The following is an 11,631-nucleotide window of genomic DNA, read 5'->3' as shown; positions in this document are numbered from 1 at the left end:
TCAGCATTCGTGAGCCTGTCCGGTTCAAGTACCGAACCCACCGAGACAGGAGCCACCCCCATGAAGCACCGCATCGTCGTCCTCGGAGCCGGGTACGCCGGGGCCACCACCGCCGGCCGCCTGGCCAAGCGGCTGCACCGCGACGACGTCGAGATCACCGTGGTCAACGCCGATCCCGATTTCGTCGAACGGATCCGCCTGCACCAGCTCGCCGCCGGGCAGGAGCTGCCGGTCCGCCCGCTGCGGAAGGTGTTCGCGGGCACCGGCATTCAGGTGCGGATCGCGCGGGTCGACGCGGTCGACGCAGACCGCAACACCGTCGAGCTGATCGGCGAGAACGGCGCCGAGACCCTGGAGTACGACACCCTGGTGTACGCCCTGGGCAGCGCCATCGCCGACTTCGGCGTGCCCGGCGTCGCCGCGCATGCCCACAATGTGGCGAGCAAGCAGGCCGCGCTGCGGCTGCGGGAGCGCCTGGCCCAGCTGTCGGCCGGCGAGACCGTCCTGATTGTCGGCGGCGGCCTGACCAGCATCGAAACCGCGACCGAGATCGCCGAGGCCCGCCCGGACCTGTCCGTCGCCATGGCCGCGCGCGGCGGCGTGGGCGACTGGCTCGACGAAAAGGCGCAAACCCACCTGTGGGCCGCCTTCGAGCGTCTCGGCATCACCGTCCACGAGCGCGCCGACGTCATCCGGGTCACCGAGGACGGCGTCAGCACCCGTTCGGGCGCGGAGATCCTCGCCGGAACCACCGTCTGGACCGCCGGTTTCGCCGCGCACCCGATCGCCGCCGCCAGCACGCTCACCGTCTCCCCGGACGGCCGCATCGTCGTCGACGCCACTCTCCGCTCGATCTCGCACGCGAACGTCTACGCCGTAGGCGACGCCGCGCACGCGGCAGGCTACGGTGGCAAAGCCCTGCGCATGGGCTGCGCCACCGCCTACCCCATGGCCTGGCAGGGCGCCGACGCCATCGCCGCCCACCTGACCGGACGGCAGGCCCCCGACGCCCTGATCGGCTACAACAGCCAGTGCATCAGCCTCGGCCGCGGCGACGCCATCATCCAGGACCTCACCAACGAAGACGAGCCCACCTCGAAGGTCACGACCGGCCGCAAGGGCGCCCGCAAGAAGGAACTGATCTGCACGGTCGCAGGCTGGAGCGTCAAGCACCCCACCCTGCTGGTCCCGAGCCGCCGCCGCCGAATCGCCACCGGCCGCCTCGTCTCCTACTGATTCGCGTGCAGCCAGTTTTTCAGATAGTCGAGGACTGCCGGATCCATCGTGGTTTCTATTCTCGCGTATTCGTCCGGCATTCCGGTTTCCGCTGATTGCATGAGATGATTGGCGCCCTCGAAAGTGTGTACGGTCGCCCTCGGGTTGTCTGCCAGGAAGGTGCGCATGAGCGGATCGTTTGTTTTGGCGTCGACCTGTACGTCTTTGGTGCCGAACAATGCGAGAGTGGGAATTCGAAGGGCTCGCAGCGCCGGTTCGGGGTCGTAGGTCGACTGGGATGCGTATTCCTGGTTGATCGCCTTGTCGATACTTTCGTCCGGGGCCCGTTCGGCTTCCGGCAGCTGCTGATTGGCCGCTCGGGCGTTCTTTCGCGCTTCGTCGAAATTGCCGGCGCGGAGCAGGTCGCATTCGGTGTGGATGGCGGCGTCGCCGGCTGCCAGGCGATCGGCGGAGGTGGTCCCGGCCGCCTGGAGCTGGACGCGCATCTGATGTTTGAGCACCTCGCACCCGGTCTGCGCCGGACCTGCCATGAGCACGACGAATGCCACATTGTCCGGCGCTTTCCGCGCTACCAGGGGCGCCAACGCCCCGCCCTGACTGTGGCCCAGGACGCCGATCCGAGCGGGGTCGATATCCGACCGTTCACGGAGGAAGGCGATCTGCGCCAGAACATCCGACGCCAAATCGTCGTAGGAGGACTCGCTCTTGTCACCGCTCGTCGCGCCGACGCCACGGTCATCCGTTCGAAGAACCGCGTACCCCGCCCTGCTCAATGCGTCGGCCAGCACCAGAAAGGGTTTGTGCTGGGCGAATTCCTCGTCCCGGTTCTGTTTTCCACCGCCCGGCACCAATACCACCGCGGGAAACGGGCCACCCTGATCGGGAACGGTCAGGGTGCCGCCGATGGTTGTTCCCGCATTCCGCATCGTCACGTCTATCGAGTGATAGGTCTCGTCCGATGAATTACTCGTCGACGCACATCCCGCCACGACGACCGCGCACAGCAATACCACAAGTGCAAATCGCATGCAGGAACTGTAGGAGCAGGAATTCGGTACGCACATCCGGGAAGACCCGGAGGTTTACCCTGTTCCTCCGCTAGACGTTGAAGCGGAACTCGACGACGTCGCCGTCGACCATGATGTAGTCCTTGCCCTCCATGCGGACCTTGCCGGCGGACTTGGCGGCGGCCATGGAGCCCGCGTCGACGAGGTCGGTGAAGGCTACGATTTCGGCTTTGATGAAGCCGCGTTCGAAGTCGGTGTGGATGACGCCGGCGGCCTTGGGTGCGGTGTCGCCCTGGTGGATGGTCCAGGCTCGGGCTTCCTTGGGGCCTGCGGTGAGGTAGGTCTGCAGGCCGAGGGTGTGGAAGCCGGCGCGGGCGAGGGCGTGCAGGCCGGGTTCGGTCTGGCCGATGGATTCGAGGAGTTCCAGGGCGGATTCGGCGTCGAGTTCGAGCAGTTCGGCTTCGACCTTGGCGTCCAGGAACACCGCGTCGGCGGGGGCGACGGCGGCCTTCAGTTCGGCCTTCTTGTCCTCGTCGGTGAGGATCGACTCGTCGGCGTTGAAGACGTAGAGGAAGGGCTTGATGGTGAGGAGCGAGAGCTCCTTCAGCAGGTCGGTGTCGATTTTGTCGCGCACCGAGAACAGGGTCTTGCCCTCGTTGAGGAATTCCTGCGCCTGCTTGGCGGCGTCGGCGACGGGCTTGCGGTCCTTCTTGACCTTGGCTTCCTTGTCGAGGCGGACAACCGCCTTCTCCAAGGTCTGCAGGTCGGCCAGGATGAGCTCGGTCTCGATGACCTCGATATCGCTGAGCGGATCCACCTTGCCGTCGACGTGGATGACGTCGTCGTCGGCGAAGACGCGCACGACCTGGCAGATGGCGTCGGCCTCACGGATATTGGCGAGGAACTTGTTGCCCAGCCCCGCACCCTCGGACGCGCCCTTCACGATGCCCGCGATATCCACGAAGGAGACGACGGCGGGCACGATGCGCTCGGAACCGAAGATCTCGGCGAGCTTGTCGAGCCTCGGGTCCGGCAGCGGCACCACGCCGACGTTCGGCTCGATGGTCGCGAACGGGTAGTTCGCGGCCAGCACGTCGTTGCGGGTCAGCGCGTTGAAGAGCGTCGACTTTCCGACGTTGGGCAGGCCGACGATTCCGAGGGTGAGACTCACGAGTCGGTAAGTCTACCGGCGGGGTTCGGCCTGCCCGGACGCGGGCAGCTCAGGCGCGCGGGGTGCGGCCGAGGTAGCCGAGCAGCTCGTCGGCGACGGGGGTGGCGCTCGCCTCGGGCTTGATGATGTCGGCGAAGACGCCGTACTGGCGGAGGGGCTCGATCAGACCTGTCGCGGCGGTGAGCAGGTGGCCGGACAGTTCCTCGGTGAGGGGGGACGGCTGGCCGGTGGCGATGGCGATGTCCCAGGCGTGCGCGGCGGCGTCGAGGGCGCACATGACGGCGGCGACGGGGGTGGGGAGTTCGCCGTGCGGCAGCGGGGTGGGGACGGTTTCGGTGTCGTCGGAGACGGTGGCCCAGGCGGTGGCGGTCTCGTCGACGGCGACGCGGACCAGCTCGGCGGCGGTGCCGTCGAGGGCGCCGGAGGGCTCGAAGGGGTTGTAGGACGGGCCGTTTCCGATGCCGAGGGCCGCGGCGTAGGCGAGCTGGTCGCCGGCGGCGTGCTGGATGACCTGGGTGACGGTCCACTCCGAGCACGGGGTGGGGAGGTCGAACTGGTCGGGGCGGACACCGGCGACGGCGTCGGTGAGCGCCCGGTGGGAGGTGGCGAGGACATCGCGCCAGACGGGGGCGAGGGCGACGGCGGGGTTGGTCTCGGCGTTCGGGTTGATGCTCATTTGTCTTGCCTCTCAAGTGTTTTCGTTCAAGCGGTGCGATCCGTTGAGATAAAGGTATGACCTCATTAGGCTGGTTTTCTTCCTAATTCCGCAGCCTTGTCGAAAGTCGCGAATGTGACCTCCACCACAACCCGGACCCTACGCCTGCTGTCCCTCCTGCAAGATCGCGGTTACACCGGCCGCGAACTGGCCGAACGCCTCGGCGTCACCGACCGCACCCTGCGCCAGGACATCGCCCGTCTGCGTGCCCTCGGCTATCCGGTGCACGCCGAACGCGGCGCGGTCGGCGGATACCGCCTCGGCCAGGGCAGAACCATGCCGCCGCTACTCCTGGACGACGACGAGGCGGTGGCCGTGGCGGTCGCACTCGGCCTGGCCGAAGACGGCTCCCTCGGCATCGCCGATATCGGCGAGCACATGGGCCGAGCCTGGTCGAAACTCGAGCGGATCATGCCGAAACGTTTGCAGCGCAAGGTGACAGCGCTCCGCTCCGCCACCGATATCGGCCCCGCGACCACCGGTTCCCGCGAACCCGACGCCCCCGTCCCCGCCGAAACCCTCGCCGTCCTCGCAACAGGCATCCGAGCCACCCGCACCCTCCGCGTCGACGGCGCGGAACTCGAGCCCTACCGCTTGATCAACTGGCAGCGCCGCTGGTACCTGGTCGCCTACAGCCTGCAGAACCACACCTGGCAGGCCCTTCCAGTAGCGAATATGACCGCGGTCGAATCCGCCGACCGCCCCTTCGCCGCGCGCGCCCTCCCCGACGCGGACCTGGTCGCCTTCGTCATGCGCTACATCGCCATCACCGGCTGGAAAGTCCACGCCCGCATCACCGTCCTGGCCCCCGCCGACACCGTGATAGCCCGCATCAACCCCGCGGTCGGCGTGGTCGAACCCATCGACGCCACTACCTGCCACCTCTTCACCGGCGCCGACGCCATGGAAACCATCGCCATCTACCTCAGCATGCTCATGATGGATTTCCGCGTGGACAGCCCACCCGAACTGGTAACCCACATCCGCACCCTCGCCCGCCGCTACACCTCCGCCCTCCCACCGGAATCACCCTGATCCGGCTACGCGCGGACGTCACCGACGAAGGCGACCGGTTGCCGCGTGATTCGACTGATCGACGCGAAATCTCGGTCGTCACACAGGATCGTCAGGCGGTGGTGTTCGGCCGTCGCGGCTATCAGCAGATCGATCGGACCGGCGGAACGATGCAGGCCCTGTTCTGTCATCAGTTGCTGAACTTCGTCGGCGCGTTCGAATCCACGCTCGGACATCGGTACCCAGCCGAACAGATCACCGAGCAGACGTCTCTTCTCGAGTCGATCCGCCAAAGACCTTGCCGAGTAGAGGAATTCGAGCTCGACGACCGGGCAGGTGGCAATGACCCCGGCCGTGAGCTGATCCACCCAGGCCTGCCGGTACTTGCCCTGCAGGATGCGGAAAAGACCAGAGGTATCGATCAGATAGAGGGCAGGAGTCACCGCCGATACGCCGCCTTGTTGTCGATGAATTCGTCGAAGTCACCCTGATCTGCCATTTCACCCAGGCGCGCGAGCGCACGAACCCGCACAAGGCGCTGACCGACCTCACGGAGGGCGGCATTCACGGTGTCCTTCTTGGTTTTGGTCCCCAGCACCTCAGCCGCAATGGCTAGTGCTTCCTCGTCGATCTCGATCGGCGTTTTCGATGCCATCGGGCACCTCCTGGATATCCGAGAACTCCGGTTCGGACGTCCAGGATATCAGATCAGCGGCCGCCGAGGCCGGACATGGCTATGCCTCGGATGAAGGAGCGTTGGGCTATGGCGTAGAGGGCCAGGAGGGGGATGAGGAGGAGGGTGGCGGCGGACATGAGGAGGGGCCAGTTGGTGGTGTATTGGCCTTGGAGGCGGACCAGGCCGAGGGTGGCGGTGGCGTATTCGTTGCGCTGGATCATGATGAGGGGCCAGAGGAAGTCGTTCCAGACGGTGATCCAGGTGAGGACTGCCAGGACCATGACGGCGGGGCGGGCGTGTGGGAGGAGGACGCGCCAGTAGGTTTGCCAGGGGGTGCAGCCGTCCAGGGTGGCTGCTTCTTCCAGTTCTGTTGGGAGGGTGCGGAAGAACTGGCGCATGAGGTAGGTGCCGAAGGCGCTGCCGAAGAGGCCGGGGACGATCATCGCCCAGGGGGTGTCCATCCAGCCGAAGGCCCGCATGAGGAGGAATTGGGGGATGACCGTGACGGTCAGGGGGACCATGAGGGTGGCGAGGTAGGCGAGGAAGAGGGTCTCGCGGCCGGGGAAGCGCAGGCGGGCGAAGGCGTAGCCGGCCAGGGAGCAGAAGAAGACCTGGCCCGCGGTGACGCAGGCGGCGTAGATCGTGGTGTTGAGGAGCATGCGGCCGAGGGGGATGGCGGCGAAGACCTCGCTGTAGTTGGACCACTGCGGGGAAGCCGGGAGGGGGTTCGGATCCGACAGTGCCCCTTCGGGTTTCAGGGATCCGGAGACCGCCCAGAGGATGGGGGCGAGGGCGCACCAGGCCACCGCGACCAGGGCCAGGTAGATGAGGATGCTCTGGGTGAGGCGGCGCGTCACCGGTCGGCCTCGGCTCGGCGGGAGATGCGGAGTTGGATCAGGGTGAGGGCCAGCAGGATTGCGAAGATCACCCAGGCCAGAGCGGAGGCGTAGCCGACCTCGTAGAAGCGGAAGGCGTTCTGGAACAGCATGATTCCCAGGACGTAGGTGCCGGTTTCGGGGCCGCCGTTGCTGCCGGTGAGGGCGTAGGCCTGATCGAAGGCTTGGACCGAGTTGATGATGGTGATGACGAAGACGAAGGAGAGGGCGCCGCGGATCAGCGGCACGGTGATGGAGAGGAAGCGGCGGAGACCGCCCGCGCCGTCGATTTTCGCTGCCTCGTAGAGGTTTTCGGGGATGCCCTGCATGGCGGCGAGCAGGATGACGGTGGCGAAGGGGACGCTTTTCCACACCGTCACCAGGCTCAGCGAGAACAGCGCCCAGTCGGGGTCGGTGAGCCAGGGAATCGGGCCGAGGCCGATCCAGCCGAGCATCATGTTCGCGAGGCCGTCGGTACTGGCGAAGAGGAAGCGGAAAACCACTGCCATGGCCACCGTGGAGGCCACCAGCGGCAGGAATGCGATGGTGCGAAAGATGCCTATACCGGCCAGTTTTCGATTCAGCAGTCCCGCCACCGCGAGGCTGATCATCACCGTCGGGATCAGTGTGAGCACGGTGAACACCGCTGTATTCCGCAATGCGATGTAGAACAGCGGATCCTCGGAGGCCAGGCGTCGATAGTTGTCGAGCCCGATGAATCGCGGCGGGCTGAACAGATCCCACGAGTGGAAGCTCAGATACAGCGAAAACCCCAGGGGGAACAGCAGAAACACCGCGACGGCCGCCAGATTGGGGGCGACGAACCAGACGCCCGCACGGGCTCGTCGTCGTTCCAGCGCGGATGCCTTCCGTTCGGCAGCGGCGGTGACCGGCTTGGTCAGCAATCCGATCATGGTGCCGCCCTGAGCAATTCGTCGATGCCGATGGTGGTTGCGCCGCCCAGCGAGGCGGCGGTGGCAGCACCACGCAGGACCCGATTGCACCCGCGTTCGAGCAGCGATTCGACCTTCCCCCACAGCGGCGTCACCGCCAGCTGTCGGGAATGCGCGGGCCCTTCGGTGAACACCGCGAGATTCCGGATCCCACGATGCGCTTCGGCGAATCCGGGTGAATCCATGGCGGATTTCAACACCGGCACAAAAAGTCCCGATTTCGCGATGATGGCCTGCCCCTCCGGCCCGGTCGCGAATTTCACGAATTCCCACGCCTGTTCGCGTCGCGGGCTCGCCGCCGCGATGGCCAGCCCGGTGCTGCCCACATCGGTGATCGCCCCCGGTCCCCCGTGCGGGCCGACCGGCAGCACCGTCACATCGAAGTCGAGATCATCGCGCCCGGCGAACTCGGAGTACAGCCAGTGCCCGCCCAGGAGCATGGCCGCCTGCCCGCCCCGGAACAGATCCTGCGCCGAAACCGATTGCCGGTCACCGACACTCGGCGCGACTCGATGCCGCACCGCCAGATCGGCGTAGAACTGGAGCCCGTCGGCGAAATGCGGATCCCCGAGATTGGTGCGCGCGGGCCGCACCGGCGGGCTGAACCATTCCGCGCCGTTGTTCATCCCGAAGCAGGCGGCCGAGAAGTACGGCACCCAGGCGTCCGCGAACCCCCACTGCCGGGTCCGCCCGTCGGCGTCGCGCCGGGTCAGCGCCTGCGCGGCGGTCAGGAACTCGTCGAACGACCACGCCGAGCCCCACCTGCCGGGCGGCTGAATTCCCGCCTCCTCGAACAGTTTCCGGTTGTAGTAGAGGAACACCCCCGACCACTGTTCCGGCAGCACGTACTGCCCGCCGCGCCACACGAAGGTGTCCCGCAGCGCCGGGTATCCGTCCGCGTGCAGCGCGGCGGCATACTCCGGATCCCGATCCAGGAACTCCCGGAGGTCGGAGTACACACCGCGTTCCGCGAGCCCGGCGTACAGCAGTTCCCACGCCATGAGGACATCCGGGCACTTCCCGCCCGCACAGTAGGTGAGCATCTGCTGTAGCGGATCCGGCCCCGACAGGATGGTCCGGATCCTGATATCCGGTCTGCGCCGGTGGAATTCGTCGATGATGACCTGCCGCGCCCGCGCCTCCTCCGGTCGCGCCTGGAAGAAGAAGGTGACCGCGTCGTCATCCCCGCCCGCGCAGGAGCCGGTGGCCGCCGCAACCGACAGCGCCGCCGCCGACCGCAGCAGTGTCCGCCGATCGAACCGCAGCGGTGTCCGCCGATCGAGCGGTCGGGTCACGCCTCACCTCCGGTCGCCGCGGTGCTGCCGAATGGGATTCCGAGGCCCGATCCCACAGAGTGAAATTCATGGGACCACGTGACGCAGGTCTCGAACCAGCATGGCAGCATACGGATAGCTACCAGCGACACGCGGTAAACACGCGGACTCGCCGGGAACCCCACGCCGGACAGCACCACCCCCGCCCGCCGGCACAACGTCCGCCGGGCCACCCGTACCCAGCGGTACGGAACTACATGAACGGCTGTGAAAACCGGCCAAAAACATATGCAGGTTCCGCTACGTTGTCCTCATTTCAGATAGAACCGCTGGACCGCACGGGAGAGTTGTCGCATGGCGACCCTAGAGAAGCGCCCGTCCATCGAGTACCTACGGACAGATCCTGATCTGCCGCCCGTGGGAGTCGTGGACCGGACGCCCATGTCCCCGGCCAAGAAGGGCATCTTCCTGGCCATCGCCGTACTCGGCGCCATCGCGTGGGCGATAGTCGGATTCGTCCGCGGCGAGAACGTGAACGCCGTCTGGATCGTGATCGCCGCGATCTGTACGTATGTACTGGCCTTCCAGTTCTACGCGCGGATCATCGAATGGAAGATCACCAAGCCGCGCGACGACGTCGCTACTCCGGCCGAGGCCATGGAGAACGGCAAGGACTACATGCCGATGGACCGCCGGGTCCTGTTCGGCCACCACTTCGCCGCCATCGCCGGCGCGGGCCCGCTGGTCGGCCCGGTGCTCGCGGCGCAGATGGGCTACCTGCCGGGCACCATCTGGATCATCGTCGGCGTGGTGCTGGCGGGCGCGGTCCAGGACTACCTGGTGCTGTGGGCGTCGGTGAAGCGCCGCGGCCGCTCGCTCGGCCAGATGGCGCGCGACGAACTGGGCGTGGTGGGCGGTATCGCCGCCATCGTGGCCGTACTGGTGATCATGATGATCCTGCTCGCGGTGCTCGGCATCGTCGTGGTGAACGCGCTGGCCGCGCAGGAGAATCCGGTGACGGGCGAGCTGGTGGGCGGCAGCCCGTGGGGCGTCTTCTCCATCGCCATGACGATCCCGATCGCCCTGTTCATGGGCATCTACCTGCGCTTCCTCCGGCCGGGCAAGGTCGGCGAGGTGTCGATCATCGGTTTCGCGCTGTTGATGCTGGCCATCGTCTCCGGTAACTGGGTGGCCGAATCCGGTTGGGGCCAGGACTGGTTCACGCTGACGGGCACCACCATCGCGTGGCTGCTGATCGGCTACGGCTTCGTCGCCTCGGTGCTGCCGGTGTGGCTGCTGCTCGCCCCGCGCGACTACCTGTCGACCTTCATGAAGATCGGCACCATCGCGCTGCTGGCGGTGGGCATCCTGATCACCATGCCGGTGCTGAAGGCCCCGGCGGTCTCCGATTTCGCGGGCAACAGCAATGGTCCGGCGTTCGCGGGCAGCCTGTTCCCGTTCCTGTTCATCACCATCGCGTGTGGTGCGCTGTCGGGTTTCCACGCGCTGGTGTCCTCGGGTACCACGCCCAAGCTGCTGGAGAAGCAGTCGCAGGCGCGCATGATCGGCTACGGCGGCATGCTCATGGAGTCGTTCGTGGCGGTCATGGCCATGGTGACGGCGAGCATCATCGACCAGCACCTGTACTTCTCCATGAATGCCAGTGGCGCGCTCACCGGCAAGACGGCGGAGGGTGCGGCCACCTATGTGAACGGCCTTGGGCTGCAGGGTGATCCGATCACGGCCAACGACCTGAACCAGGCCGCCGCCGATATCGGTGAGAAGAGCATCGTCTCGCTCACCGGTGGCGCGCCGACGCTGGCGGTCGGCATGTCCGAGGTGCTGCACCAGTTCCTGGGCGGCGCGAGCATGAAGGCGTTCTGGTACCACTTCGCGATCATGTTCGAGGCGCTGTTCATCCTCACCACCATCGACGCCGGCACCCGTGTGGCCCGGTTCATGGTGTCGGATTCGCTGGGCAACCTGGGTGGCCCGTTCGCGAAGTTCAAGGACGCGTCGTGGCGTCCGGGCGCGTGGCTGTGCTCGGCGATCGTGGTCGCGGCGTGGGGTTCGGTGCTGCTCATGGGCGTCACCGATCCGCTGGGCGGCATCTACACGCTGTATCCGCTGTTCGGCATCTCCAACCAGTTGCTGGCGGCGGTCGCGCTGACCGTGGTGCTGGTGATCGTGGTGAAGAAGGGCCTGCTGAAATGGGCTTGGATTCCGGCGATTCCGCTGTTCTGGGATCTGCTGGTGACCATGACCGCCTCCTGGCAGAAGATCTTCTCGGGCGATCCGAAGATCGGCTACTGGACTTCGCACAACAACGCGAAGATCAAGCTCGACGCGTACGAGGCGGCGCGGGACGCGGGCACCCTGCCCAAGGGCGTCGCCGATGCGGCGGCACTGGAGAAGCAGATCTCGGATCTGGAGAAGATCGTGCGCAACACCTTCATCCAGGGGTCGCTGTCGATCGTGTTCGCGGTGCTGGTGCTGGTGGTCGCGGTCGTCGGCGTGGTGGTGTGCGTGCGGGCCATCCGCAAGGGCGGCAGCGAGACCACCGAAACGCCGGAGGAGCCGTCGAAGATCTTCGGACCCAGCGGTTTCATCGCCTCACCTGCGGAGAAGGAAGTCCAGAAGGAGTGGGACGCGTTGATCGCCGAGGGCAAGGTGCGAGCGCCGGGCTCGGCACACGCACACTAGAGGTATG

At 66.5% G+C, this 11,631-nt stretch carries 11 protein-coding genes; 3 read left to right on the top strand and 8 right to left on the bottom strand.

Features of this window, described 5'->3' with window-relative positions:
* Positions 1–60 precede the first annotated feature (60 nt).
* Positions 61–1,236: an NAD(P)/FAD-dependent oxidoreductase gene (locus JK358_RS16790; RefSeq protein ID WP_201948637.1), complete on the top strand. Its 1,176-nt coding sequence runs from the start codon at positions 61–63 to the stop codon at positions 1,234–1,236.
* Here JK358_RS16790 and JK358_RS16785 read toward each other — a convergent pair.
* From JK358_RS16785 to JK358_RS16775, 3 genes are all read right to left on the bottom strand, one after another.
* A complete protein-coding gene (locus tag JK358_RS16785; protein ID WP_201948636.1) occupies positions 1,230–2,264 on the bottom strand; it encodes an alpha/beta hydrolase family protein in 1,035 nt (344 codons plus the stop codon). The two genes, JK358_RS16790 and JK358_RS16785, sit on opposite strands and share 7 nt — an antisense overlap.
* A 70-nt stretch (positions 2,265–2,334) precedes the next feature.
* The gene (gene ychF, locus JK358_RS16780; RefSeq protein ID WP_201948635.1) at positions 2,335–3,414 is read right to left on the bottom strand and encodes a redox-regulated ATPase YchF; all 1,080 of its coding nucleotides are present in this window, start codon (positions 3,412–3,414) and stop codon (positions 2,335–2,337) included.
* 49 nt (positions 3,415–3,463) lie between these two features.
* Positions 3,464–4,090 carry a TIGR03086 family metal-binding protein gene (locus JK358_RS16775; protein WP_201948634.1) on the bottom strand — a complete coding sequence of 209 codons (627 nt, stop codon included), beginning with the start codon at positions 4,088–4,090 and terminating at the stop codon, positions 3,464–3,466.
* A gap of 114 nt (positions 4,091–4,204) precedes the next feature.
* Here JK358_RS16775 and JK358_RS16770 point away from each other — a divergent pair, with 114 nt between their 5' ends.
* A complete protein-coding gene (locus JK358_RS16770) occupies positions 4,205–5,164 on the top strand; it encodes a helix-turn-helix transcriptional regulator (protein ID WP_201948633.1) in 960 nt (319 codons plus the stop codon).
* Positions 5,165–5,169: 5 nt separating this feature from the next.
* Here the strand turns inward: JK358_RS16770 and JK358_RS16765 are convergent, their stop codons facing one another.
* The 5 genes from JK358_RS16765 to JK358_RS16745 are packed head-to-tail and all read right to left on the bottom strand — an operon-like array spanning position 5,170 to position 8,942.
* Positions 5,170–5,586, bottom strand: coding sequence for a PIN domain nuclease (locus JK358_RS16765; RefSeq protein ID WP_201948632.1), 417 nt, complete (start codon positions 5,584–5,586; stop codon positions 5,170–5,172).
* Positions 5,583–5,798: a type II toxin-antitoxin system VapB family antitoxin gene (locus JK358_RS16760; RefSeq protein ID WP_201948631.1), complete on the bottom strand. Its 216-nt coding sequence runs from the start codon at positions 5,796–5,798 to the stop codon at positions 5,583–5,585. Before JK358_RS16760 ends, JK358_RS16765 begins: the two co-directional genes overlap by 4 nt.
* Before the next feature lie 53 nt (positions 5,799–5,851).
* On the bottom strand, positions 5,852–6,676 hold the full coding sequence (locus JK358_RS16755) for a carbohydrate ABC transporter permease (protein ID WP_201948630.1): 825 nt from the start codon (positions 6,674–6,676) through the stop codon (positions 5,852–5,854).
* Complete coding sequence (locus tag JK358_RS16750; protein ID WP_201948629.1) at positions 6,673–7,608, bottom strand: carbohydrate ABC transporter permease; 936 nt, start codon at positions 7,606–7,608, stop codon at positions 6,673–6,675. The genes JK358_RS16755 and JK358_RS16750 overlap by 4 nt, the downstream gene beginning before the upstream one ends.
* Positions 7,605–8,942 (bottom strand): ABC transporter substrate-binding protein, encoded by a 1,338-nt coding sequence (locus JK358_RS16745; RefSeq protein WP_307817564.1) that lies wholly within the window; start codon positions 8,940–8,942, stop codon positions 7,605–7,607. Before JK358_RS16745 ends, JK358_RS16750 begins: the two co-directional genes overlap by 4 nt.
* A 333-nt stretch (positions 8,943–9,275) precedes the next feature.
* Here JK358_RS16745 and JK358_RS16740 point away from each other — a divergent pair, with 333 nt between their 5' ends.
* Entirely contained in the window at positions 9,276–11,624 is a 2,349-nt protein-coding gene (locus JK358_RS16740; protein WP_201948628.1) for a carbon starvation CstA family protein, read from the top strand.
* Positions 11,625–11,631 lie beyond the last annotated feature (7 nt).

It is taken from the genome of Nocardia acididurans (genome assembly GCF_016741815.1).
Lineage (GTDB): Bacteria > Actinomycetota > Actinomycetes > Mycobacteriales > Mycobacteriaceae > Nocardia > Nocardia acididurans.
Note: the sequence above shows the minus strand (reverse complement) of the source record. Positions and strands in the feature narration are given on the sequence as shown.